The sequence below is a fragment of the Amycolatopsis sp. CA-230715 genome (genome assembly GCF_018736145.1).
Taxonomy (GTDB): domain Bacteria; phylum Actinomycetota; class Actinomycetes; order Mycobacteriales; family Pseudonocardiaceae; genus Amycolatopsis.
This window is the reverse complement of record NZ_CP059997.1, coordinates 2459781-2483103: the sequence shown is the minus strand read 5'-3', so window position 1 is coordinate 2483103 and position 23323 is coordinate 2459781. Positions and strand designations below refer to the sequence as shown.

Annotated in this window: 23 protein-coding genes; 10 read left to right on the top strand and 13 right to left on the bottom strand. The window is 70.1% G+C overall.

From position 1 onward, the window contains the following. Positions 1–53: 53 nt before the first annotated feature. From HUW46_RS11295 to HUW46_RS11265, 7 genes are all read right to left on the bottom strand, one after another. Positions 54–1397, bottom strand: a complete 1344-nt coding sequence (locus HUW46_RS11295) for an aldehyde dehydrogenase family protein (protein WP_215547230.1) — start codon at positions 1395–1397, stop codon at positions 54–56. Further along, positions 1394–2395, bottom strand: coding sequence for a proline racemase family protein (locus HUW46_RS11290; protein ID WP_215547229.1), 1002 nt, complete (start codon positions 2393–2395; stop codon positions 1394–1396). Before HUW46_RS11290 ends, HUW46_RS11295 begins: the two co-directional genes overlap by 4 nt. Position 2396: 1 nt before the next feature. Further along, complete coding sequence (locus HUW46_RS11285; RefSeq protein ID WP_215547228.1) at positions 2397–3320, bottom strand: dihydrodipicolinate synthase family protein; 924 nt, start codon at positions 3318–3320, stop codon at positions 2397–2399. Further along, positions 3317–4621: an FAD/NAD(P)-dependent oxidoreductase gene (locus tag HUW46_RS11280; RefSeq protein WP_215547227.1), complete on the bottom strand. Its 1305-nt coding sequence runs from the start codon at positions 4619–4621 to the stop codon at positions 3317–3319. Before HUW46_RS11280 ends, HUW46_RS11285 begins: the two co-directional genes overlap by 4 nt. Continuing rightward, the gene (locus HUW46_RS11275) at positions 4618–4875 is read right to left on the bottom strand and encodes a (2Fe-2S)-binding protein (protein WP_215547226.1); all 258 of its coding nucleotides are present in this window, start codon (positions 4873–4875) and stop codon (positions 4618–4620) included. Before HUW46_RS11275 ends, HUW46_RS11280 begins: the two co-directional genes overlap by 4 nt. Next, on the bottom strand, positions 4872–6032 hold the full coding sequence (locus HUW46_RS11270) for an NAD(P)/FAD-dependent oxidoreductase (protein WP_254126064.1): 1161 nt from the start codon (positions 6030–6032) through the stop codon (positions 4872–4874). The genes HUW46_RS11275 and HUW46_RS11270 overlap by 4 nt, the downstream gene beginning before the upstream one ends. 61 nt (positions 6033–6093) lie before the next feature. Then, positions 6094–6699: a helix-turn-helix domain-containing protein gene (locus HUW46_RS11265; RefSeq protein ID WP_215547225.1), complete on the bottom strand. Its 606-nt coding sequence runs from the start codon at positions 6697–6699 to the stop codon at positions 6094–6096. 177 nt (positions 6700–6876) lie between these two features. Between HUW46_RS11265 and HUW46_RS11260 the strand changes: the two genes are divergently transcribed. From HUW46_RS11260 to HUW46_RS11250, 3 genes are all read left to right on the top strand, one after another. Further along, complete coding sequence (locus HUW46_RS11260) at positions 6877–7185, top strand: hypothetical protein (RefSeq protein WP_215547224.1); 309 nt, start codon at positions 6877–6879, stop codon at positions 7183–7185. Further along, positions 7185–8861, top strand: a complete 1677-nt coding sequence (locus HUW46_RS11255) for an alpha/beta hydrolase (protein ID WP_215547223.1) — start codon at positions 7185–7187, stop codon at positions 8859–8861. The genes HUW46_RS11260 and HUW46_RS11255 overlap by 1 nt, the downstream gene beginning before the upstream one ends. 88 nt (positions 8862–8949) lie before the next feature. Next, positions 8950–9378: a hypothetical protein gene (locus HUW46_RS11250; protein ID WP_215547222.1), complete on the top strand. Its 429-nt coding sequence runs from the start codon at positions 8950–8952 to the stop codon at positions 9376–9378. A 74-nt stretch (positions 9379–9452) separates the two neighbouring features. Here HUW46_RS11250 and HUW46_RS11245 read toward each other — a convergent pair whose 3' ends face one another. The 4 genes from HUW46_RS11245 to rbsK all read right to left on the bottom strand — a co-directional run bounded on the left by HUW46_RS11245 (position 9453) and on the right by rbsK (position 12171). After that, positions 9453–9902, bottom strand: coding sequence for a hypothetical protein (locus tag HUW46_RS11245; protein WP_215547221.1), 450 nt, complete (start codon positions 9900–9902; stop codon positions 9453–9455). Between the two features lie 89 nt (positions 9903–9991). Next, positions 9992–10648 (bottom strand): hypothetical protein, encoded by a 657-nt coding sequence (locus HUW46_RS11240; RefSeq protein ID WP_215547220.1) that lies wholly within the window; start codon positions 10646–10648, stop codon positions 9992–9994. Then, positions 10645–10986, bottom strand: a complete 342-nt coding sequence (locus HUW46_RS11235) for a PadR family transcriptional regulator (protein WP_215547219.1) — start codon at positions 10984–10986, stop codon at positions 10645–10647. Before HUW46_RS11235 ends, HUW46_RS11240 begins: the two co-directional genes overlap by 4 nt. A 261-nt stretch (positions 10987–11247) precedes the next feature. After that, positions 11248–12171: a ribokinase gene (gene rbsK / locus HUW46_RS11230; protein WP_215547218.1), complete on the bottom strand. Its 924-nt coding sequence runs from the start codon at positions 12169–12171 to the stop codon at positions 11248–11250. Positions 12172–12360: 189 nt separating this feature from the next. Between rbsK and HUW46_RS11225 the strand changes: the two genes are divergently transcribed. The 5 genes from HUW46_RS11225 to HUW46_RS11205 all read left to right on the top strand — a co-directional run bounded on the left by HUW46_RS11225 (position 12361) and on the right by HUW46_RS11205 (position 20047). Then, entirely contained in the window at positions 12361–16479 is a 4119-nt protein-coding gene (locus HUW46_RS11225) for a glycoside hydrolase family 2 TIM barrel-domain containing protein (RefSeq protein ID WP_215547217.1), read from the top strand. Positions 16480–16598: 119 nt separating this feature from the next. Further along, on the top strand, positions 16599–17138 hold the full coding sequence (locus tag HUW46_RS11220) for a DUF1453 domain-containing protein (protein WP_215547216.1): 540 nt from the start codon (positions 16599–16601) through the stop codon (positions 17136–17138). Positions 17139–17176: 38 nt separating this feature from the next. Next, positions 17177–18292 (top strand): sensor histidine kinase, encoded by a 1116-nt coding sequence (locus HUW46_RS11215; RefSeq protein ID WP_215547215.1) that lies wholly within the window; start codon positions 17177–17179, stop codon positions 18290–18292. Then, positions 18289–18918, top strand: coding sequence for a response regulator (locus HUW46_RS11210; protein ID WP_215547214.1), 630 nt, complete (start codon positions 18289–18291; stop codon positions 18916–18918). Before HUW46_RS11215 ends, HUW46_RS11210 begins: the two co-directional genes overlap by 4 nt. A gap of 49 nt (positions 18919–18967) precedes the next feature. Next, positions 18968–20047 (top strand): adenylyl-sulfate kinase, encoded by a 1080-nt coding sequence (locus tag HUW46_RS11205; RefSeq protein ID WP_254126590.1) that lies wholly within the window; start codon positions 18968–18970, stop codon positions 20045–20047. On the opposite strand, the gene HUW46_RS11200 is transcribed toward HUW46_RS11205, so the two are convergent. After that, positions 20044–20922 carry an NmrA family NAD(P)-binding protein gene (locus HUW46_RS11200; RefSeq protein WP_215547212.1) on the bottom strand — a complete coding sequence of 293 codons (879 nt, stop codon included), beginning with the start codon at positions 20920–20922 and terminating at the stop codon, positions 20044–20046. The two genes, HUW46_RS11205 and HUW46_RS11200, sit on opposite strands and share 4 nt — an antisense overlap. A gap of 106 nt (positions 20923–21028) precedes the next feature. Here HUW46_RS11200 and HUW46_RS11195 point away from each other — a divergent pair, with 106 nt between their 5' ends. Then, positions 21029–21583, top strand: coding sequence for a TetR/AcrR family transcriptional regulator (locus HUW46_RS11195; RefSeq protein ID WP_215547211.1), 555 nt, complete (start codon positions 21029–21031; stop codon positions 21581–21583). Here HUW46_RS11195 and HUW46_RS11190 read toward each other — a convergent pair. Then, a complete protein-coding gene (locus tag HUW46_RS11190) occupies positions 21573–22262 on the bottom strand; it encodes an FMN-dependent NADH-azoreductase (RefSeq protein ID WP_215547210.1) in 690 nt (229 codons plus the stop codon). The two genes, HUW46_RS11195 and HUW46_RS11190, sit on opposite strands and share 11 nt — an antisense overlap. Before the next feature lie 72 nt (positions 22263–22334). On the opposite strand from HUW46_RS11190, the gene HUW46_RS11185 reads away from it, so the two are divergent. Beyond that, positions 22335–23213: a sigma-70 family RNA polymerase sigma factor gene (locus tag HUW46_RS11185; protein ID WP_215547209.1), complete on the top strand. Its 879-nt coding sequence runs from the start codon at positions 22335–22337 to the stop codon at positions 23211–23213. Positions 23214–23323: the final 110 nt, after the last annotated feature.

The following is a 23323-nucleotide window of genomic DNA, read 5'->3' as shown; positions in this document are numbered from 1 at the left end:
GCGTGCTTCACTGCCCGGCGGGCCGATGCCCGTCAGGGGTGTTCGCCGATCGCTCAGCCGAGCTGGACGGTGCGGGACGAGCTGTAGAAGCGCAGCGCGGCCTTGCCCTGCTCCCGCCCGCCGTACCCGGATTCCTTTTCGCCGCCGAACGGGAGGTGGAAGTCCACCCCGCTGGTCGGCGCGTTCACCTTCACCATGCCCGATTCGCACTGGTCCACAAAGGACAGGGCGGCGTCGAGATCGTTGCTGTACAAGGCGGTGACCAGACCGTACGTGCCGGAGTTCGCCATCCGCAGTGCTTCATCCACAGTGGACACCCCGGTGAGCGTGCAGATCGGGCCGAACACCTCGGTGGTGTTGAGCGGCGCGTCCTGGCCGAGCCCCGTGACGACGGTCGGCGAGGCGAACCAGCCGTCGCCGCCGGGGCTCCCGCCGCCGGTGAGGACTTTGCCGTCGGCGGCCGCCAGCACTCGCTGCCGCGCCGCCTCGTCGATCACCGGGCCGACCGCGACCCCCTCGTCGGCGGGATCGCCGACGCCGAGCGCTTCGACCTTCGCCACCAGCGCGTCCGCGAAGTTCGCGGCATCGCCCACCACGAGGATCCGTTTGGTCGCGGTGCACTTCTGGCCCGCGAACCCCATCGCGGCCGCCGCGATCTGCGCCGCCGCCCGGTCGGGATCGGCGTCGGGCAGCACGATCGACGCGTTGAGCCCGCCCATTTCGCACTGCGCGGGGACCCCGCGTTCCGCCGCGGCCACCGCCACCGTGCGGCCGACCGCGCCCGAGCCGGTGAACGACACGACGTCGGCCGAACCGACCAGCGCCGCGCCCGCGTCGCCGAGGCCGGGCACCACCGAGAACAGCCCTTCGGGCAGGTGCGGGGCGAACAGTTCCGCCAGCCGCAGCGCGCATCCGGTCGCGGCAGGCGCCGGTTTGAGCACGACCGCGTTGCCGCACGCCAGCGCCGGGGCCGCCTTCCATACCGGGATGGCGAGCGGAAAGTTCCACGGCGTGATCAGCCCGGCCACCCCGTGCGGCCGCCGGACGGTGAAGTCCAGCCCGCCGGCGCGGGGGTAGGTTTCGCCGACCGGCTCGAAGCACTGCTGCGCGTAGTACCGCAGGATGGCCACCGTGCGGCTGACTTCGCCGAGCGCTTCGGTGCTCGGCTTGCCGACCTCGCGGATCACGAGATCGGCCAGCTCGCGCCGGTGACCGGCGACGGCGTCCGCCATCGCGGTCAGCGCGGCAGCGCGGTCGGCCGCCGCAGACCGCGCCCATTCCCGTTGTGCCGCAAGGCTTTCCGCGACGGTCCTGGTTACCTGCTCGGCTGGTGTCGCCGGGCAGTCCGCCACCACGTCGGCGGGGCGCTGCGGAGAGGTCGAGACGACTCTGGTCACAGGGTGAACCCCCTCGGGAACGGATCGGTGGGATCGAGCAGGTACTGGCCCATCCCGGTGATCCACGCGCGGCCGGTCACGGTGGGCACCACGGCGGGCAGCCCACCGACGCGGGTTTCCTCGATCAGCCTGCCGGTAAACCTGGTGCCCAGCAACGATTCGTTGACGAAGTCCGCGCCGATCGCCAGCTCACCGCGCGCGTGCAGCTGGGCCATCCGCGCGGACGTGCCGGTGCCGCACGGCGAGCGGTCGAACCAGCCGGGGTGGATCGCCATCGCGTTGCGCGCGTCGCTGCCGTCCTTGCCCGGCGCGACGAACTGGACGTGCTTGCACCCGGTGATCGCGGGATCGGCGGGGTGCACCGGTTTCTCCGCCGCGTTGATCGCGTCCATGATGGACAGTCCGGCGGTGAGCATCCGGTCCTTTTGGGACTTGTCGAATCCGATACCGAGATCGTCCAGCGCGACCATCGCGTAGAAGTTCCCGCCGTAGGCCAGGTCGTATCGGACCGTCCCGAGCCCTTCGACGTCCACTTCCGCGTCGAGACGCAGCGAGAACGAGGGCACGTTCTGGATGGTCACCGCTTTCGCACGACCGCCGGTGACCGCGACCTCGGCCACCACCAGCCCGGCCGGGGTGTCGAGCCGCACCTTCGTCACCGGCTCGGTCACCTCGACCATCCCGGTCTCCACGAGCACCGTGGCGACGCCGATCGTGCCGTGCCCGCACATCGGCAGGCACCCGGACACCTCGATGTAGATGACGCCCCAGTCGGCGTCCCCGCGCGTCGGCGGCTGCAGGATCGCCCCGCTCATCGCGGCGTGCCCGCGCGGTTCGTTCACCAGCAGCTCGCGGAGGTGGTCGAGATGCTCCACGAAGTGCACGCGCTTTTCGGCCATCGTCGCGCCGGGGACCACGCCGACACCGCCGGTGATCACCCGCGTCGGCATGCCCTCGGTGTGCGAATCGACCGCCGAGAAGTACCTCGAAGCCCGCATTTCAGGCTGCCACCGGGTGCGCGGCGAGGTGCGCGATCGCGCGGCGCATGTCGGCGTCGAGCGCGGCGAGCTTGTCCTCGGACAGCGGCCCCCTCGGCGGACGGCACGGGCCGCCGAACCGGCCGACGAGTTCCATGCCCCGCTTGATCGCCTGCACGAACTCGGTGCGCGAATCCCAGCGGAACGCCGCGACCAGTGGTTCGTACAGCGCGCGTGCCTCGGCCAGTTTTCCTTGCTGGGCAAGGGAGAACAGGTGCGCGGACTCGGCGGGGAAGACGTTGGGGAACCCGGCGAACCAGCCGGTCGCGCCCATCAGCAGCGCTTCGAGCGCGACGTCGTCGGCACCGGCGACCACGGTCAGCTCCGGCGCCAGCTCGCGGATTTCCAGCACCCGCCGCACGTCGCCGGAGAACTCCTTGACCGCGACCACGTTGGGCAGCTGCGCCAGTTCGGCGACCACCGGCGGCAGCAGGTCCACCTTGGTGTCGATCGGGTTGTTGTAGACCATCACCGGCAGGCCGACGCCCGCGACCTGCTCGTAGTGGTGCATCACCTCGGCGGTGTTCGCGCGGTACATCGTCGGCGGCAGGCACAGCACGCCGTGCGCCCCGTCCTCGGCCGCCTTCTCGGCCCACTCGCGCGCCTGGTGCGCGCCGACGCCGTGCACGCCGACCACCACGATGCCGTCGTCACCGACGGCTTCGATCGCGGTGCGGGCCACCGCGCGCCGCTCGTCGGAGGTGAGCGAGGAGTACTCGCCGAGCGACCCGTTCGGCCCGATGCCGCGGCAGCCGTTGTCGATCAGCCAGCGGCAGTGCTCGGCGTAGCGGTCGAGGTCGACCCGCAGCCCGGCGGGCGCGCTCGCGTCCTCGGCGTAGGGCAGCGCGGTCGCCACGATGACCCCGTCGAGCTTTTCCTGCGTCATTTCTTGTCCTCCTTGGGGATTTCCGCCAGCTCACCGAGCCGGACCGGCGCCGCGATCGGGCGCTTCGAGAAAGCGGTGGTTTCGGTGCCGGTCAGCTCGGCGACGGTGCGTCCGCAGATCCGGCCCTGGCACTGCCCGAGCCCGGCCCTGCTGACGAGCTTCAGCGCGCGGACACCGGTGGCGTCGCGCTTTTCGACCGCGTCGCACAGCGCGCGGTAGGTGACTTCTTCGCACCGGCAGACGAGCGTGTCGCCGGTGAGCCGGTCGCGCCAGCCGGATCGGATCGGGTAGGCGGCTTCGAGCGCGGCCGCGAACCTCCGTCCCGCACGGACCCCGCGCAGCGCGCGGCGGGGGACCGGTGCGCCCGCGGCGGCGGCCCCGGCCACGGTGCCTTCGTCCTCGGACAGCACCGCGCCGCCGATCCCGGTCAGCTCGCCCGCCGCGAACACGCCCGGCACCGAGGTGCGCTGGGTGAAGTCCACGTCGACGAACCCGTCGCGCAGCGCGCAGCCCGCGGCGACGGCGAGTTCGAGCTGGGGGAGGAACCCGAAGCCGACGCAGGCGGCGTCGCATTCGACGCGCTGCTCCGTGCCGGGGACCACGCGCCAGTCGCGGTCGACCCGCGCCGTCGTCACGGCCTCCACGCGGTGTTCGCCGTGCGCCGCGAGCACCGTGGTCCGCGGCCGGTAGGGCACCCGGTGCCGTGCCAGCACGGCGAGGTAGCGGCCCAGCTCGGCGGCCTTGGCGGCACCCGCGAGCAGCCCGCCCGGGTTCGCGAGCCAGCCCGTCACCGGGTGGTTCGCCTCCAGCACGCCGAGCACTTCGGCGCCGACGCCGAGCAGGGATTCGGCCACCGGGAACAGGAACGGCCCCGTCCCGGACAGGAGCACGCGGCGGCCGACCGCGACCCGCTGGCCCTTCGCCATCGCCTGCGCGGCGCCCGCGGTGTAGACGCCGGGCAGGTCCCAGCCGGGGAACGGCAGTGCGCGGTCGTACGCCCCGGTGGCCAGCACGAGCGCGTCGGCGTCGATCGTGCGCCCGGTGCGGCCGGGTCCGTCGGCTGGTCCGGTGCGCAGGTGCAGCCGCGGTCCAGGCTCCACGGCCCAGACGGCGGTGTCCGGCAGGTGGGTCACGTTCGCCGGAAGTGCGAACTTTTCCCCTGTGTACAAGGAGTTCTGCCGGTGATACTGGCCGCCGAGCTTGGTGCCCGAGTCGATCAGCAGCACGTCCGCGCCCGCTTCGGCGGCGGTGCGCGCGGCGGCCATCCCGGCGGGCCCGGCGCCGACGACGGTCACGGTCATGACGGCAGCTCCGCCCCGTGCTGGGTGCTGATCCGATCGCCGTCGGCGAGCGTCCGCTGGCAGGCGCGGACGTCCGGCACGCCGTTCACCACCACCAGGCAGTCGAAGCAGACGCCGATCCCGCAGAACACGCCGCGTGGCCTGCCGCCGCCGCGGGTGCTGCGCCACGAAGACCGGCCAGCGGCGAGGAGCAGCCCGGCCACGGTCTGCCCCGGTGCGGCGGTCATCGGCTCGCCGTCCACGCTGACGTTCATGCCAGCACCTCCGCCCGGTCCACTCGGAACGGATTGTGGTCCACAATGGATTCGTTGCCGCGGAAGAGATCGGCGAGCAGCCGCCCGGTCGCCGCGGCGAGCCCGATCCCGGCACCCTCGTGACCGGTCGCGTGCCAGAGCCCCGGAAGCCGGGGATCCTCGCCGATCACCGGGAGGTGATCCGGTGCGTAGGGCCGGAATCCGCCGTAGGCGCGCATCACCGGCACCGCGGCCAGGAACGGGAACAGCGTCACCGCCTTGCGCGCCAGCTCCGCGAGGACGTCGACCCGGATGGTTTCGTCGAACCCCACCCGCTGGCGGCTGGAGCCGATCAGGACGGTGCCCGCGGCCGTCGATTCGACCACGGTCGAGGTCTGCAGATCCGCGTCACCGCTCGCGACCGCGCCCACGTAGTCCGCGTCGTACACCTTGTGCCGCACCGATTCCGGCAGCGGCGCGGTGACCAGCACCATGCCACGCCTGGGCAGCACGGCGATCGGCGCGCCCGCCGCCGCGGCGAACTCACCGGACCATGGCCCGCACGCGTTCACGACCGCGCCGCACGGGAGCACGCCGTGGTTCGTGCGGACGCCGCTGATCGACCCGCCGCTGGTGGTCACCCCGAGCGCGGTGTGTCCGGAAAGGACGGTGCCGCCCCGTGCGCGCACTGCGGCGAGCAGGGTCGTCGCCGCGAGCACCGGTTGCAGCTGCGCATCCTCCGGATACCAGACGGCGGCGGTGATCTCCTTGGTGAGCAACGGTTCCAGCTCCGCGGCTTCCTCGGCGCCGATCACCTGTGCGTCCACACCGGACTCCCGCTGCACGGCGGCGAAGTCCCGCAGCGGCCCGGCTTCGCCCGTCGAGACGACGAGGCCGCCCTTGGGATCCCACTCGGCGTCGGCGAGTTCGGTGCCCAGCTCCGCGCGCAGTCCTTCGAGGAGTTCCGGCCACAGCCGTCGCGACGCCTTGGCCAGGTCCAGCTCCGGGCCGGGCTCCTTGTCGGACACCAGCACGTTGCCCTCGCCTGCCGCGGTGGTGCCGCCCGCGGGCGCGCCGCGATCGAGCACGGTCACGACGAGCCCCGCCGCGCTCAGCGCCTCGGCACAGGCGGCACCGATCACCCCGGCACCGGCGACCACCACGTCGGGATGCGCCACGACCACCTCCAGTGTTCATTGAAATGAACGACCGGAGACTAAGTCGCCGGGTGGACCCTGGTCAACCCCTCCGCTCGCCCGCCGTGCAGGAGCCGCCGAGCGTCGGCGGCCCCGCGTCGGCCGGATACTCCAGCAGCAGCACCGAAAGCACCGGCCCGCCGATCGTCTCGTAGATGTGCGGGTTCTGCGCGGGGAAGCACACGTAGTCGCCGGGCTGCAGCTCGAACGGCGAATCCGGCGGGCCGACCCGGAGCACCCCGGAGGTGACGACGACGTGCTCGCGGCCGGGGTGGCCGTCCGAGTGCTGGACCTCGCCTGGCCGCACCCGCTGGTCGTACAGCTCGAAGACGGTTTCGGTGACATCCATCCGGCGGAGCATCCGCAGGTCGACCGCGTTGCTGCTGAGTACCTCCAGCCCGCCGCCACGCACCAGCACCACATCCGGATCGGCGCGCTCGGTCAGCAGACTCGAAACCGGAACCCCCAACGCGTTCGACAAACTGAACACCGTGTCGATCGTGGGGTTCCCCGTGCCCGATTCGAGCTGGGACAGCGTGCCCTTCGCGATGGCGGACCGCCGCGCCAGCTCGGACAGCGACATGCCCGCCTGCTCCCGCAGCACGCGCAGGTTCGCCGCCAGAATCCGCCCAGCCTGCTCCCTGACCACCCGGACCTCCTCGTCGGCACCTGCCTCGCGAGATTACTTGCTCCCACCGCACGCCGAGCGTGCGGCGCTGCGGGGAACTACTCATCCCCCGTGAGTAGGGAGCTGGGTGCGCGAGTGGTGGATCGTGTGTCACTGTGTGCCTACAGGTAGTGATCCATACAGCCGGGGAGGGCTTTTATGGGCTTCACAAGCGTGCCCGAAACGCTGCGCGCGACCAGCAGATCCGCGCAGTCCGCGCTCGGGGAGCTGCGCGGCGCGGACTGCGGGAAACCGGTCGCTGGCGTCGCTGGGGCGTTGCCTGGCGCGAAGGCCGGTGCGAACGCGACGATGTACTCCGACACGTGGAGCATGACGTTCATCGAATGGTGCACCGGGGCGGAGGCGCACGGAACCGCGTTCGCCACCGCGGCCGACACCTACGTCGCCGGTGACCACGCCGCGGCCGGGGCCATCCCTGGCAGCGACGCGCCGGGAGGCCCGTTCTGATGGTCAGCCTCGCCGACGTGAAGAACTGGAAACCCGAAGTCCTCAACGAGATCGCCACCACCCTCCGCCAGCGTCAGCAGACCCTGGTGCACTCCGGCGACGACTTCGGCCGTCTCATGCCGATGGCCAGCTGGACCGGCCCCGCCGCCGACGCCGCCCAAGGAACCCACAACCGGTTGATGACCCGGCTCATGGCGTTGACCGCGGTCACCAGCGCCGTGAGCAAGGGGCTGATGCAGGCTTCCGACGCCATCCCGCCCGTCAAGCACGCGATCGAAGCCGCCGAAGAACTGGCCCGCAAGTACGGCTTCACCGTCGATGCGAATGGCCAGGTCACCGATGACTTCGCCGGGAAAGAGCCGCCTCCGGAGATGCACCCGGAGGACCGCGCCCACGTACACGAGCAGGTGGGCGCCGACCTCACCCAAGCCCTGCGCACCGCCGAGGACATCGACAACGACCTCGACTCGCTCTTCTTCCGGGCCGCCTTCGGCGAATACGCCGACTTCCACCAAGGCACCGTCGCGGCGGCAGCCGACGCGGGCCTGAAAGAAATCGGCCTCACCCTGCCCGAACCCCCGCCCGGCGCGACGCCCGCGCAGAACGCCGCATGGTGGGCCACCCTCTCCAAGGTGGGGCAAACGATCTACGCCAGAGATAATCCGGGCATTGTCGGCAAGCTCGACGGGGTGCCCGTTGCCGTCCGGGACGAAGCGAACCAAAGAGTTCTGGTGCGGCAAAAAGAGTCTTTGCAAAAACAGTGCGACGACGTTCAAAAGAAGATCGACGGCCTGCGTCGAACCGCCGGTGGAGAAATCGTGCTCAACGACCAGTCGGAGTACGAGGACCTCAAATCGCAGATCGATGACATCAATGGCAAACTTGGTGGAATCAAGTCGATTGAAGACAGGTTGCAGAACGCGGTCAACGGTCAGAAGGCTTACCTCCTTGGCGTAAATACCGAGAACGCTGGTCAAGCTATCGTTTCCAGTGGGAATCCCGATGAAGCTGAGAATGTCGCGACGTTCGTCCCCGGCACGGGAGCCAAGCTGGCCGAAGTCGGCGACCAGGTAGCTCGTTCCGACCTCATGCTTCGCTCTGCGCAGGATGCCGGGTCACCGTCAACTGCGGTAGTCACTTGGATCGGCTACGACGCACCCCAGAACATTATCCTCGACTCGCCGCGAAGCGTGTTCGCCGACAACGCGGAGCGGCCTCTGCATGATTTTCAGGCTGGATTGCTGGCGAGTCATCCGAACGACCCTTCACACACACCGCCGCACACCACCGTTATAGGTCACAGTTATGGCACGACAGCGATCGGTCAAACTGCCCGAGATCACGGTCTCGCCGCAGACGATTTGGTATTCGCTGGCAGTCCAGGGGTTGGGGTACGTCACGCGGACCAGCTTCACTTGGACAATGTTCCGCCCGATCAGGTCGGCAAGCATGTATTTTCGACGGCGGCACCCACCGATCCGATACCGATCCTGACGAACTTTCACACCGAAAATACAGACGACATCGATCCGTTGGGGCCGGATCCGACCATGCCCTGGTTCGGAGGCCAGAGCTTCGACGCTGATGCATCAAGCCCATTTCATTCGCACAGCGACTACTGGGAGCCGCGCTCATCCTCGCTTCGTCGAATGGGGCAGGTAATTGCTGGAAACTAAGATGCGTCGAACGGTAGGTCCCGGACCTGTTTCAGCATTGTTGCTGATCGCCGTTCTGCTGCTCTTGAGTGCCTGTGGAGGTGGCGACATGCCTTCAAACGATCAAAACACTCCTACCATTACAGTGCGGCAAGCTGAGGATCGGGCGCGAAACTACGCGGCCGAACTCCGGTCGGCGCTGCCCGCTGAAGCGATGTTGGAAGACCGCGGAGTGCAGCAGAACGCGTGCCCTGATCCCTCGGGTGTTGGATTCGAGAAGCGTAAGCACGTCAATGCTGATTATTGGGTACGAGGGCTTGATCCAGCCGACCACGATAAATATTTCGATGCAATGAAGTCCTGGTTGACCAAGAACGGATGGAATATCGACAAGGATTCCCGTCCTGCTGACATGTTCATGAACGCCGTGCGAAGCGATGACGGGTTTTCGATGTCGTTTCAGGCTAACAAAAAGGGCGGTCTGGCTCTCGGAACATCCTCACCATGCGTTTGGCCGAATGGTACGCCTGAACCGTAGGGGCCGATCGTCGTGGCTCGGTTGACAGCCTTGAGCCACCGAGATGTCATGGATGGCCGAGTGTCAGTCCAAGCTCACCCGTGCATTCCGGTGGTGGAGCCTGGGCGGACGATCATGAGCACGACGACGATCGCCCAGAGCAGGTTGAAGATCCCCGTGGTCATGGCGAGTTTCGACACGGAGCCGCTGGTCATCGCGCGGCGTTGGGCGGGCAGGATCGCCAGTACCAGCAGTGCGGCCGCGGCGGCGGTGAGGATCATGGAGGCGATCAGCCAGTAGTCGCCGAGCACGCCGAGGTGGGCGCCCGCGCCGATGCCGAAGACGGGGACGGCGATGCCGACGACGGCGTAGCCGCGGCAGATCCGGTGCAGCAGCGTCGCGACGCCGGTGCTGCGGGTGGCCACTTCGCCTTCTTCGGCGGCCAGCTGCTTCGCGTAGCGGGGGAACAGCGACGCGGCCACGGCGATCGGTCCGACGACCAGTATCACCGCGAAGATGTGCACGGACAGCAGCACCTTGAACATGACCCCTCCACAACACCTAGGCTGGCTATAGGTACCCAGCCTACATAGCCAAGCGTAGGCAGCCTACCTATGGGGTCGAACACGGGAAATCAGCAGGTCAGGCGCGCGCATTCGCGGCAGGCGCGCGCCGAGCCCGCCACCATCGCGTGCGACGCGGCGGTGAACAGCCCCGCGAGCACGACCAGCGGCCAGTTCGCCGACGCCGGTGAGGCGGAGAGCAGCGCGACCGTGGCCACCGCCATGGCGGCCCCGGTGGACGTGCTGGTCCAGGCGACCACGCGCGGCAGCTTCGGCGGGGTCGGCAGCCAGCGGGCCAGGGTGCCGGTGGCGGCCAGCGCCGCCGCGGCGAGCACCGCGGCGATGGTCGCGGCACCGGTCAGGTGGGCCGCGACCAGCTGGGCCACGCGCGCCACCTGCCCGTCACCGCTGGGGCTCGCGGTCCGGATCAGGTACCAGCAGGCGAGCAGGAACGGCACGGTCAGCGCGAGCGCGCGGGAGGTGTGCCTGGTCTGCGCGATGGTCAGTTCGGTCTGGCAGCTCGACGCGACCTCCTCGACGGTGCCGAAATCGCGCAGCGCGAGCGCGGCCGCGTGAGAATCGCCGCCCTGTGCCGACACGGCGTCTTCGAGCCCGCCCCGGATCTCTTCGAGCATCCTGGCCTTGACCTTCGCGGGCCCGTGCACCGCGGCCGCCAGCGCGGCGAGGTAGTCGTCCACCGGGTCGGTCCTGCGTTCGACGGTGGTCATCGGGCCGTCCTCGGCGCCGGGGCGGGGTTGAGCACCGCGCTGATCGTGGCGGTGAACTCGCGCCACGCGCCGCGTTGGGTGTCGAGGCTGCGCCTGCCCGCGTCGGTGAGCTGGTAGCACCGCCGCCGCCGTTCGCCGACGGACTGCCAGCTGCTGTCGAGCAGGCCGAGCCGCTCCAGCCGGTTCAGCGCCGGGTAGATCGTGCCCGTCGGCAGCTCCAGCGCGCCGCCGCTGCGCTCCTGGATCGTCGAGATGATCGCGTACCCGTGCAGGGGCCCGGTTTCCAGTACTGCCAACAGCAACCCGTCGAGATGGCCTCGAACCGCATCTGCCCTCATAGGTAGGCAGCCTACTTCAAGATAAGTCTGACTGGCTTGCGTGGCGGTGCGGGTAGCGGAACCTCAGCCCGCCCGTCGCCCAGCCGCCACCCCCCAAGGAGGCGCTGCGCGCCGCGGTGTTGTCGACTCCGGGATCTCCAACTCATGAATGCCAATTCACCACGTTGAAGCTGTCCTCGCGAGAAGACGGCTGAGAACCCGCGGCGGTGCGAGCTGACGGCCCACTCAAGCGGCTTCGCCGCTTAGGACTACGAGCAGATGTCACCGTCGGTGGAGCGCGTCGATCTCGGTTCGGTTCGGGAGTGACGGGCTGGCGCCCGCTTTCGTCACGGCGAGTGCGCCCGCGGCCATGGCGAGTTCGACGGCTTCGACCGTGCCGTGACCGGCGGCGAGCGCGGCGCCGAAGGTGCCGGTGAAGGCGTCTCCGGCGGCGGTGGTGTCGACGACCGCGACTTCGATCGCTTCGAAGAAGGTGGTGCCGTCGGCGTCGGCGAGCACCGCGCCCCGGTCGCCGAGCGTGATGATCGCCCGTCCGACACCGCGGTCGAGGAACCACTTCGCGGCACGACTCGCGCTGTCCACATCGGACACTTCGACGCCGGTGAGCAAGGTGGCCTCGCTTTCGTTCGGGGTCACCACGTCGACCGTTGGCCAGATCCCGTCCGGGAGCTCCGCCGCGGGCGCGGGATCGAGCACGACCGTCAGTCCGGCGCGCCGTCCCGCTTCGGCGGCGTGCGCGGTGATCTCCGGGCGCACTTCGAGCTGGAGCAGCAGCACCGACGAAACCGGTGCCAGTGCGGCGATCGCGGCGTCCACCTGTGCCCGATCGAGCGCGGCGTTGGCGAGCGGGGTGATCACGATGTCGTTCTGCCCGGCGCGGTCCACGCGGATGTGCGCCACCCCGGTCGGGCCGGGGACCTGCCGCACCCACTCGGTCCGGACCCCGTGCCCGGCGAGCGAGTCCCGGGTGAGGTCGGCGAAGAGGTCCTCGCCGACGCAGCCGACCATCGATGTCGGGGCGCCGAACCTGGCCGCGGCCACCGCCTGGTTCGCGCCCTTCCCGCCGAGTACGAGGGTGAAGTCGGTGCCGAGCACGGTCTCGCCCGGCCGGGGGAGCCGTTCGGCGAACGCGGTGACGTCCGCGGTGATGCTGCCGACGACCAGCACGGTGTCACGTTCGCCCATCACGCCCTCTTCCCGTGGTCCACTTCGACGCCGGACAGGCTAGCTGCCCCGTCGGCTGCTGCGCACGGCTGAACCTCACTGCTCGAAGTTGATCGTTTGATGCTACTTGTCGACAAATACAGTCATCCGACCTATGCTCAGGCCTCGCCGATATGTGAACTGATTCACATACGTGATTGGGAGGCTTCGATGCCCGCTCGTCCCCGCCACGTTCGCTTCACCACCCGCCTCGCCGCCGCCGCGGCGACGGTTCTGCTGGGCCTCACCGGCGCGGTGACGGCGCAGGCGGCCCCGGAACCCGCGGTGACCACGTTGTGGGTCGCGCCGGCCGCCACCGGCCGCGACTGCACCAGGGCTGCACCGTGCACAGTGGACACCGCGCGCGGGCTGGCGGCCCAGCGCAGCGAGCGCGGTGACGTCACGGTGTCCGTAATGGACGGTGAGTACCGCTTGGCCGAGCCGCTGCGGTTCGGGGCCGCGGACTCCGGGCGCGGCGGGCACCGGATCACCTACCGTGCCGCCGAGGGCGCGCGTCCCGTGTTCACCGGTGCCACGAAGGTGACCGGGTGGGCCAAACAGCCGGGGGACAAGAACGTCTGGGCGGCACCGGTTCCGCGCGGCTCCGGCGCGCGTGAGCTGTATGTCAACGGCGTCCGCGCGGTGCGCGATCGTGGCTTCGGGTGCCCGGCCAGTCAGTGCAAGACCGATGAGCGCGGTATCACCGGCGTCGATCCGGCGCTGGCGGGGTTCGCCGATCCCGCCCAGCTTCAGGTCGTGATCAACGCGCGCTGGCGGGACTTCCACTGCTCGGTCTCGGACATCCAGGGGACCAGGGTCGTCGTCGCGCAGCCGTGCTGGGACAACGCGAACGCCCCGACGCAGACCGGCTGGCAGTCCGCGAGCCCGCGAGGAAAGGGTTACCTCGGCGTCGACTGGTTCGAGAACGCCAAGGAACTGCTCGGCACACCGGGTCAGTTCTTCCTGGACGCGAAGGAAAACCGCGTCTACTACGTGCCGCGGCCGGGCGAGGACCTGGTGACCGCACAAGTCGAGCTGCCGTCGGCGGAGCGGCTGCTGCAGCTCACCGGGACGCTCGACGATCCCGTGCACGACCTCGCGTTCGAAGGGCTCGCGTTCACCGGCACGAACTGGCTCAACCCGTCGTCGGCGGAGGGGTACGCGGGTGCGCAGGCGGGGTACTACGTCGGCGGGCATCGAACCGGGGAGATCCCCGGATCGGGCGAGGACTACACCCGCACCACGGCGGCCGTCGAAGTCACCGCGGGCGCGCGGATCGCGTTCACCGGAACGACTTTCACTCACCTCGGCGGCGCCGGAATCGCGCTTTCCGGCGGCACCAAGGACAGCGTGGTCGCGGACAGCGCGTTCACCGATCTTTCCGGCGGGGCCGTGTTCGTCGGGGACACCCAGCACGCGCCCGCCGACCCGCGCGCGAAGGCGAACGGAAACGTGGTGCGCGGCAACGAAATAAGCCGGATCGGGCAGGAGTTCCGGGACGCCGTCGGGATCATGGGCGGGTACAACAACGGGCTCACGATCGAGGGCAACTCGCTGTCGGACTTGCCCTACACCGGGATCTCGGTCGGCTGGGGCTGGAACTTCGTCGGCACCGGCGACACCCAGCGCGACGTTCTGGTGCGCCGCAACAAGATCAGCGGGTTCATGCGGCAGCTCCACGACGGTGGTGCGATCTACACGCAGGCGCAGTCGCCGGGATCGCGCGTGGAGGAGAACGACATCGAGTTCGCCGACGGCGTGAGCGCGAACGGCATCTACTGCGACGAGCGGAGCGGCTCCTACACCGTGCAGCGCAACGTGGTGCGGAACGCGACCGAGAACGGGATCAACTGGTTCTCCTCGTGGGCTTCCTGGAGCAGGCACCTGATCGTCCAGGACAACTGGACCGACCAGAACGAGGCGAAACCGCACAACGGCGGCGCGTCGAACGTGTTCCAGCGCAACCAGATCGGCCTCGAGAGCTTTCCCGAGGCGGCGAAGGAAGTGACCGCCAACGCGGGCGCGCACCGGCCACCCGAAGACCGGCAGGTCCGGTTCACCGCGCCGACCCCGGGAACATTGCGCGGCACCCAGGGAATCGACGTGACGGCGCCGCCGGACACCCGTAGCGTCCAGTACACAATGGACGGAGTCGCGTTCGCCGAGGTGACGCGGCACTACGCGGACGGGATCGGGAAGCGCCCGAGCTGGCGGACCGTCACCGACGCGGCCTGGTTCGCGCCGGGACGGCACGTGCTGCGCGCGGACGCGATCACCTCGCAGGGTGTCGTGAGCGCTTCGATCCCCGTCACCACCGAGCGGCCGTCCGGCCAACCCGGGGTCACCGATCTCGACGGCGGCTGGTCGTTCGCGACCGCCGCCGCGCTGCCGGGCAAAGCGCTAAACGGGGACGTCCCCGCCGCCGTCCAGCCCGGGTTCGCGGATCCCGCGCTGCGCGAGGTACTGGTGCCGGATTCCTACGGCGCCGTGCGCGACGCCTGGAACTCGCCGGACGGCGGCAAGGTCGTCTACCGGCGCGACCTCGCCTACCCCGGGCCGGGACCGGCCACGCTGACCTTCGACGCGTGCTCCTTCGCCTGCACGTACTGGGTGAACGGGCGCAAGGCGGGCGAGTCCGTCGGCGGGCACCTGCCGGTTTCGCTCGAGGTCGGGTCGCTGCTGCGGCCGGGGCGCAACGTGCTCGCCGTGGTCGCCGACAACACCGCCGCGCTGGTGCGGTCCTACGGGCTCAACACGAACCTGTACTGGAACTGGGGCGGGCTCACCCAGGGCGCGCGGCTGGCCAGGACCGCGCCGCTGGCGGTCACCGGGATCACCGCGGACGGCGCCGCCGACGGCACGCTGACCGTGCGCGCCGACACGGTGAACGCGCTCGGGCTTCCCCTTCCGGTCTTCGCCGCCGTCACGGTGACCGGTCCCGACGGAAGGAAGGTGTTCACCCGCGCCGCCGCGTTCAAAGCGCCCGCGCACGGCGGAGTCAGCGAGCCGGTGCGGTTTTCCGTGCCGTCACCGCACCTGTGGTCACCGGCGGATCCGGCGCTCTACACCGTCACGGTCTCGCCGCCGCTCACCACCCCGCTGACCACTCGCGCCGGATTCCGCACGGTCACCGTCCACGGCGGAGACGTCATTCTCAACGGGACACCGTTGACGAATCTGCGCGGGTTCAACCGGCACGCCGACTCCCCGGGGCTCGGTCGCACGCAGCCGGACGGGTTCGCCCACGCGGAGCTGAAAACCATGCGGGACCGGGGTTTCACGCTCATGCGCCCGGCGCACTACCCGACGACACCCGGTGAACTGGCCGCCGCCGACGAACTGGGCATCCTGGTGATGGAAGAGGTCCCGGTGACGCAGGCGACCGCCGCGCAACTCGCGAGCGCCAAGACGCGGGACTACGCGAAAACCATGCTGCGCAGGCAGATCGACCGCGATCGCGGGCACGCCTCGGTGGTCTTCTGGTCCGTGGGCAACGAAAACGCCACCAACACCGACGCCGGTGCCGACTACGTCAAAACCCTGGTGGACTACGGGAAACAGCTCGATCCGTCCCGGTTGTTCACCCATGTCACGGCGTGGCTCACCGAAGAAAAGGCTTACGGCGCCGACGATTTCGTGGCCTCGAACCAGTACGCGGGCTGGTACTACGAGAAACCCGAGGACATCGGCCGAGACATGGACGACGTGCAGCGGGCGGCCGGAGGCAAACCGATCGTGCTGTCCGAGTACGGTGCCGACGCGGCGGCGGGGCTGGACCTGCCGGGCAAAGGCGGGGAGTACTACCAGGCCGCGCTCATCGACACCTACAACCGGCTGCTCGAACGGCGCCCGCACACGCTCGGGCAGATGATCTGGACGTCCACCGAGTTCGCGCTCACCCCGGCCGGGGCGTCCGGGGACACCTACGCCGTGCCCGGCTACCACACTAAAGGCCTGATCAGCTACGACCGCACGGTGCGCAAACTGGGCTGGCGCGTGATCACGACGCCGGTGCGCATGGCCCCGATCGCGGCGACCCCGGTGCCGGGCGAGGTCGTGGTCCGCCTCGACAGCGTCAGCGGCCGCGCGTCCAGCGGAACGCTCCGCCTGGACGGTGACGACCGGCTGCGCGCGGACCCGGTCGCCTTCACCGTCCCCGCGGGCGGGTCCACGACGCTGACCCTGCGGGTGCGCCGCGATCCCGAAGGGCACACGCCCGGCCGCGCCGTGGTCAGGGCCGTCGTCGACGACCAGACCGAAGCGCTGCCGCAGCCGCTCGTCACCGGCTGATCCGGTTCCCGGGTGGAGAGATTTCTCCACCCGGGGATACGGCGCTCGCCGCAAGACGGGGACCTCCCCGTTTCCTAACCTCGGAAGCGTCAAAAGTCGAGGTGAGCGGAGGCGACACCATGAGCGGGCCCGTCCAGATAGTCCTGATCATCGCGGCGATCGGGTATGTCCTGTTGCGACGGTTCATGGGGGAACCGGCGGAAGCCAAGCGCATGCTGATCCTGCCCGCGGTGCTGACCGTGATCGGGCTCGTCAACCTGGACGGGGTCGCCGGGACCGCGGTGCTCTTCCTGGTGGTGACGGCCCTGCTGAGCATCGGCCTCGGCGCGCTGCGGGGCGCGAGCATCAGGGTGTACCGGCAGGACGGCGTGGTGTTCATGCGCTACACCTGGGTCACCCTCGTGCTGTGGGTGCTCAACGTGGCGGTGAAGTTCGGCGCCACGCTGCTGCTCGGCGTGTTCGACAAGGGCGCGGCGTCCGCGCTCGGCACCACCACGATGCTCACGATCGGGCTGGGCATGCTGGTGGAAGGCGTCGTCGCGCTGGCGAAGGCGATGCGCGGCGGGCACCAGGTGATCTGGGAGAAGGGCAAGGACGGCGCGCCGAACCGCACCTCGCCGCTGCTGGACAGCCTGCAGGACCGCATCGCCGGTCGCTGACTACCGTGGGCACCACCGGGACTGATCAGGAGCGCGCGATGACGGCACGGAAGCGGTTCACCGACGATCTGGTGGTCCCGTTCGTACCGGCCGCCGTCCTGGTGGTGACGGTGGTGCAGTACTTTTCCGCCGAGCTGGTCGTGCCGTGGCTGTCGATCGCGCTGTTCCTCGTGGTCGCGTCGTGCGCGCTGGTGTCCTTCTTTTCGTGGGACGGCTTTCCCCGGTGGCTGCGGATCACCCTCGCCGTCACCTACTCGGTGTCCACCGCGGTGCTGCTCCCGCTCGCGCAGGCGACCCTCGCCCCGGCGCTCGCCTTCGTCGCTTCGATGGTCGCGGGGAAGCGGCTCGACCGGGGCGCGGCGATCTGGGTCGCCGCGCTCGGCGGGGTCACCGCGGCCGCGTCCGTCTGGATTGTCGGCCAGGTGCACCCGACGCCCCGCACCTGGCCATGGTGGGCGGCGCTGTCGGTCGCCGGGCCGGTTTACGCCGGGATCTCCCGGCGGGAGCGGGCGGAAGCGCTGAGCAACGCCGAGCGCGCCGCGGCCGAGGCGGAACGGGCGGGCCGGTCCGAAGCGCGCGAGGCCGCACTGGTGGAGCGGAGCCGGATCGCGCGCGAGATCCACGACGTGCTCGGCCATTCCCTTTCCGGTATCGCGATGCAGCTCGACATGGCGGATGCGTTGCAGGGCAAGGGAAGGACCGAGGAAGCGAACCGCGCGATCCGCCGCGCGCGGGCGCTCGCGGTGGACAGCATCACCGAAACCCGGCACGCCGTGCACGCGCTGCGCGAGGACACGCTGCCGCTGGAGAAGACGCTCGAACTCATGGCCGCGGGGGAATCCGTCGCGTTCGAGGTGACCGGTGAGCCGGGCCCGGTGCCGACCGAAACCGCGCACGCGATCGTGCGCGCGGCGCAGGAGGCGCTGACCAACGCCGCCAAGTACGCTCCGGGATCGGACCGCTCGATCACGCTCGGATTCACCGGAGGCACGGTGTCGCTCACGGTCGTCAACGGACCGGGCGGCGCGCCCGCCGGGCCAGGCGGCGGAATGGGATTGGTGGGAATGCGCGAACGGGTCGCGCTGCTGGGCGGGTCGCTGCGGGCAGGGCCCGCTGACGGCGGCTGGCGGGTGGACGTGGAGGTGCCCCGATGACGTCACTGGTGGTCGTGGACGACCAGGCGTCCATTCGCGAAGCGCTGGCGGTGATGCTCGACCTCGCCGACGGCATCGACGTGATCGGCACCGCCACCAACGGCGAAGAAGCGATCGCGGTGGTCGCCGAGCACGGGCCGGACGTGGTGCTGATGGACCTGAACATGCCGGTGCTGGGCGGGGTCGAGGCCACCGAACGCATCCGCGCCACCCATCCCGGTGTCCAGGTCCTCGTGCTGACCACGTTTGAGGACGACGAGTCCATCCTCGCGGCGTTGCGCGCGGGCGCGAGCGGTTACCTCACGAAGGAAGCGGACCGCGCCAAGATCGAGCAGGCCGTCCGCGCCGCGGGCTCCGGCCAATCCGTGCTCGCGCCCGAGGTGCAGCAGCGCCTGCTCGCATTGGCGACGCGGGAGCCGCGCCGCGCACGGGAAGAATTCGGCTTCACCGCGCGGGAACGGGAAATCCTCGGGCTCATCGGCGAAGGGCTGCGCAACCCCGAGATCGCCGCCCGGCTCGTGATCAGCGAGGCGACGGTGAAGACGCACATCAACAACCTGTTCGCCAAGGCGGATTTCCACTCCAGGGCGGACGCCGTCCGGTACGCCTTGGACACCGCCCGGTAATTCGTTCGGCACGGCGCGCTTTCTTCGTTAGCCTGCCGCCGTGGACGACATGCCGGTGCTGTGGTTGTACGGCCCGCCAGGGGTGGGCAAGACGTCGGTGGCGTGGGAGGTTTTCCGTTCGCTGTCCGCGTCCGGGGTGCGCGCCGCCGTGCTCGACACGGACCAGATCGGGTTGTGCCTGCCGACCCCGGAGCTGGCCGGTGACCACGGCGTCAAGGCGCGCAACCTCGCCGGGATGTGGCCGAACTACGCCGAGGTCGCGGACTGCCTGATCGTCTGCGGGATGCTGGACTCGGCCGAAACGGCCCGCTCGTACACCTCGTTGCTGCCCGGCGCCGACGTGACGTTGTGCCGGTTGACCGCGGGAGAGGACGAACTGCGCAAGCGTTTCCTCGGCCGCGGCTGGCTCCCGCACCTGGTGGACGCGGCGGTGGCGGTGTCGGCCGAACTGGATCGCACCGGGTTCGCCGACGTGGTGGTCGGTACGGACGGCCGGTCCGTGCCCGAGGTGGCGCGCCGGGTCCGCGAGTCGATCACCGTTCCCCGGCGCGTCCTGGAGTCCACTGTGGACCCCACTGCTCCCGCTGAGTCCACAGTGGATGTGCTGTGGGTGACCGGCCCGACCGGGGTGGGCAAGTCGTCCGTCGGCTGGGCCGTGTTCGCCGGGATCGCCGGTGCGGGGACGACCGTGGCCTACGCGGACCTCGACCAGCTCGGTTTCGCGCGGCCGGAATCGGGCCACCGGCTGAAGGCACGCAACCTCGCCGCGCTGTGGCGGACTTTTCGGGCCGAGGGCGCCGAGTACCTCGTCCTCGTCGGTGACGTCGACGATCCCGCGGACCTGGACCGGTACGTGCGGGCGGTTCCCGGCGGGAACTTCACCGTGTGCCGCCTGCGCGCCGGGGCCGCCGAGCTGACCGAACGGATACTGGCGCGCGGGCGCGGGGAAGGCCCGCCCCTCCCCGGCGACGACCTCGTCGGCGTGCCGGAGGACGAACTCCGTTCCCGTGCAAGGGAAATCTCGCTCGCCGACGACAAGGTGGCGGCACCGGCAGACCTGGTCGTCGACACGGATGGCCGGACCGTCGAGGAGATCGCCGTCCCGCTGCGCTCGCTGCTGACCGGCTAGCGGAGGTGCTCGTTCGCCCACCGCGCGAAACCGGTGAGCGGGATGTCGAATGCTCGCGCGTCCTCGGGACGTCCGGGCTGGTCGAACTCGTTCAGCCCGTCGTGGCCGAAATCGGGTGCCCCGGCGGCGATCGCTTCGGCCGTGGTCAGCACCGGGGCGGTCAGCTCGGTGCCGTAGACCGTCGAGAGGATCTTGGCGATCCCGGTCATCGTCAGCCGCTCACCCGCCAGTTCCAGTTCGACGGTGTGGAAGCGCGCCGGGTCGGCGAAGGCGGCGGCCGCGGCGGCACCGATGTCGGCGACCGCGACGAGGGGGACTTCGGTGCCGGGCTTGATGACGGTCACCAGCCCGCCTTCGGGGCCGTTCGGGAGCACAAAGGACGGTGGGAGGAAGTTCTCCATGAAGAAGCCGGGCTTCAGGATCGTCCACTGTGGAAAGCCCGTTTCACGGACGCGATCCTGGATGGCGGCCTTCGTTTCCATCGAATGCCACATCGAGGTCGTCTTGTCGGTGAGGGCCGTCCGGTGCTGTCCCGCACCGGACACCGAGGTGTGCACGAACTGACCGACCCCGGCGTCGCGCGCGGCGTCGATCAGGGTGCTCGCCTGGACCCATTCGTCGTCGCCCCGCGCGTCGGTCAGCTCGGGCATCTGGATCGAGAACACGGCGCGCACGCCCTCGGCCGCGCGCAGCACGGAGTCGCGGTCGCGCAGGTTGCCGGTGACTAGTTCGGCGCCGAGCGCGGCGATGGCGCGGGCGCGGTCGGTGTCCGGGTTCCGGACGAGCGCGCGGACGGGGAAACCGGCGTCGAGCAGGGCGCGCGCGGTGGCGCCGCCCTGCTTGCCGGTGGCACCGGTGACCAGGATGGGGGACATGAGTGCTCCTCGGAGGTAGCCGGTTCGCTAAGTGGCGGGGCCCGCCACTTAGTCCTCCGCTACTATATGGAGGGGCCCGCCACTTAGCAAACCCGGAGGTGACGCCGTGGCCGCACAGCGCGCCGACGCGAGGCAGAACTACGCGCGCATCCTCGCCGTGGCCGAACAGGAGGTCGCCGCGCACGGCGCCGACGCCTCGCTGGAGCAGATCGCCCGCACGGCGGGCGTCGGCTCGGCCACCGTGCGGCGGCACTTCCCCGGCAGGCGCGCGATGCTGGAAGCCGTCTTCGCGAAGCGGATCGAGGCGTTGTGCGAACGCGGCCGCGAACTGGCCGACGCGGCCGATCCGCGCGCCGCGTTCCTGGAATGGCTGAGCGATCTCACCGCCTACGCGGCCTCCGCGCGCGGATTCGCCACCGTGCTTTCCTCCGACAGCGAGGACTACACGTCGCACGCGAAGATCTGTTCGGCGAAGCTGGCGGATTCAGGTGAACCGCTGTTGCGGCGCGCCGCGCGAATCGGCGCCGTGGCGCCGGGCGTGACCGTGGCGGATCTGGTCACGCTGGTCGCGGGCATCGTGCTGGCCACCGAGGGCCATGCCGACCCGGCCGCCGAAGCGGACCGGCTGCTGCGGATGGTCGTCGCCGGAATCAGCCCGTAGCGAGTTCCGCCACCGCGGCGCGGGCGTTCGCGAGCGATTCCGCCGCCAGGTCTTCGAGACCGGCCAGTGCGGGAATGTCGCCAGCCCTGGTCAACTCGGCCTCCACAGTGGACAAGTTCACTTCGGACACTCCGAGCTTGCCGAAATGCGCTCGCAGATAAGGGGTTTGGAAGTCGCACCCGTGACGGGGAGTGCCGGGCCCGTAACCGCCGCCGCGCGCGAGGACCAGCACCACCTTGGTGTCCCGCAGCAGGCTTTCGCCGGTGTCGGGGTCGGTGAAGGCACCGGGGAAGCTCACGCGGTCGATCCACGCCTTCAACGAGGCGGGCACCGAGAAGTTGTACATCGGGACGCCGAGCAGGAGCGCGTCCGCGGCGAGCACCTCCTCGATCAGGGGCAGCGTCAGCGCCCATTCCCGCTCCTCGGCCCCGGTTTCGGCCAGCGCGGCGATCTTGTCCAGCGGGAGCACGCCGTGGCGTTCCACCCGCCGCCCGAGCGTGGCGTAGGCGGGGGTCACCAGCGGGACGGGCTCGGCGGCCACGTCCCGGTAGCGGTACCGGTTTTCCCGGCCGCGCCAGGCGTCCGCGAAGGACGCGGTGAGCTGCCTCGTCACCGAGTCACGAGTGAGATCGGCGCTGGAGTCGAGGTGCAGCAACGACTCGGTTACGCTGTGGCGCATTCGGTTCTTCCCCTTCGTTCGCGTTCATGTGCCCTCATGAAGCAGACGGATCGTGTCGAGGAAAGGTGACCGGTGGAGGAGCACGAGGAACTGGCGGCGCGGTTCGAGGAGCACCGCGCGCAGCTGAGGGCGGTCGCGTACCGGATGCTCGGCTCGCTCGGTGAGGCCGACGACGCGGTGCAGGAGGCCTGGCTGCGGCTCAGCCGCACCGATGTGCGCGAGGTCGAGAGCATGGCGGCGTGGCTGCGCACGGTCGTTTCCCGGGTGTGCCTGGACATGCTGCGCTCGCGCAAGTCGCGCCGCGAAGATCTCGGCGCCCCGGTCGAGTCCTTCGAGTCCTTCGAGGACGGTCCGGGCCCCGAAGAAGAAGTGGTGATGGCCGACTCGGTCGGCCGCGCGCTGCTCGTCGTGCTGGACGCGCTCGGCCCCGACGAACGGGTCGCGTTCGTCCTGCACGACCTGTTCGCGGTGCCGTTCGACCGGATCGCCCCGATCGTGGACCGCTCGCCGGTCACCACGAAGAAGCTCGCCAGCCGCGCGCGGGCGCGGGTGCGCGGCACCTCCTCGATCCCGGCGGCTGATCTCGCCCAGCACCGGCTCGTCATCGACGCCTTCCTCGCCGCCTCCCGCGGCGGCGACCTGACCGCACTGCTCGAAGTGCTGGCCCCCGACGTCGTCCGCCGCGCCGACCCCGCCGCACTGCCACCCGGCCGCTCGACCATCGCACGCGGCTCCCGCGTCGTGGCGGAAGAAACCGTCGGCTTCGGCCGCCGCTCCCGCTTCGCCGAAACCGCGCTCGTCAACGGTTCCGTCGGGGTCGTCGTGGCCCCTGCGGGACGGCTGGCGTTGGCGCTCACGGTCACCGTCGAAGGGAACCGGATCACCGCCTACGAGGTCATCGCCTCACCAGAACGCCTACGCGATCTCGACATCGCCGTGCTTCCGGACTGACCGCCCATGCCCCGAAAGATGCTCCTGTAGAGGTCAGGCCGTGTATGTCGTCGAAGGTTCCTCTTGGGGCGTTGAGCGTCACGATCTCGGCCTTCGCGGCGGGCTGCCGC

Coding starts and splice junctions, on each gene's coding strand:
- HUW46_RS11200 (WP_215547212.1), bottom strand. CDS start 20,922: ATGTCCCCCATCCTGGTCACCGGTGCCACCGGCAAGCAGGGCGGCGCC.
- HUW46_RS11280 (WP_215547227.1), bottom strand. CDS start 4,621: ATGACCGTGACCGTCGTCGGCGCCGGGCCCGCCGGGATGGCCGCCGCG.
- HUW46_RS11205 (WP_254126590.1), top strand. CDS start 18,968: ATGCCGGTGCTGTGGTTGTACGGCCCGCCAGGGGTGGGCAAGACGTCG.
- HUW46_RS11220 (WP_215547216.1), top strand. CDS start 16,599: ATGAGCGGGCCCGTCCAGATAGTCCTGATCATCGCGGCGATCGGGTAT.
- HUW46_RS11190 (WP_215547210.1), bottom strand. CDS start 22,262: ATGCGCCACAGCGTAACCGAGTCGTTGCTGCACCTCGACTCCAGCGCC.
- HUW46_RS11225 (WP_215547217.1), top strand. CDS start 12,361: ATGCCCGCTCGTCCCCGCCACGTTCGCTTCACCACCCGCCTCGCCGCC.
- HUW46_RS11290 (WP_215547229.1), bottom strand. CDS start 2,395: ATGCGGGCTTCGAGGTACTTCTCGGCGGTCGATTCGCACACCGAGGGC.
- HUW46_RS11240 (WP_215547220.1), bottom strand. CDS start 10,648: ATGACCACCGTCGAACGCAGGACCGACCCGGTGGACGACTACCTCGCC.
- rbsK (WP_215547218.1), bottom strand. CDS start 12,171: ATGGGCGAACGTGACACCGTGCTGGTCGTCGGCAGCATCACCGCGGAC.
- HUW46_RS11255 (WP_215547223.1), top strand. CDS start 7,185: ATGGTCAGCCTCGCCGACGTGAAGAACTGGAAACCCGAAGTCCTCAAC.
- HUW46_RS11260 (WP_215547224.1), top strand. CDS start 6,877: ATGGGCTTCACAAGCGTGCCCGAAACGCTGCGCGCGACCAGCAGATCC.
- HUW46_RS11285 (WP_215547228.1), bottom strand. CDS start 3,320: ATGACGCAGGAAAAGCTCGACGGGGTCATCGTGGCGACCGCGCTGCCC.
- HUW46_RS11275 (WP_215547226.1), bottom strand. CDS start 4,875: ATGAACGTCAGCGTGGACGGCGAGCCGATGACCGCCGCACCGGGGCAG.
- HUW46_RS11235 (WP_215547219.1), bottom strand. CDS start 10,986: ATGAGGGCAGATGCGGTTCGAGGCCATCTCGACGGGTTGCTGTTGGCA.
- HUW46_RS11210 (WP_215547214.1), top strand. CDS start 18,289: ATGACGTCACTGGTGGTCGTGGACGACCAGGCGTCCATTCGCGAAGCG.
- HUW46_RS11250 (WP_215547222.1), top strand. CDS start 8,950: ATGCCTTCAAACGATCAAAACACTCCTACCATTACAGTGCGGCAAGCT.
- HUW46_RS11215 (WP_215547215.1), top strand. CDS start 17,177: ATGACGGCACGGAAGCGGTTCACCGACGATCTGGTGGTCCCGTTCGTA.
- HUW46_RS11245 (WP_215547221.1), bottom strand. CDS start 9,902: ATGTTCAAGGTGCTGCTGTCCGTGCACATCTTCGCGGTGATACTGGTC.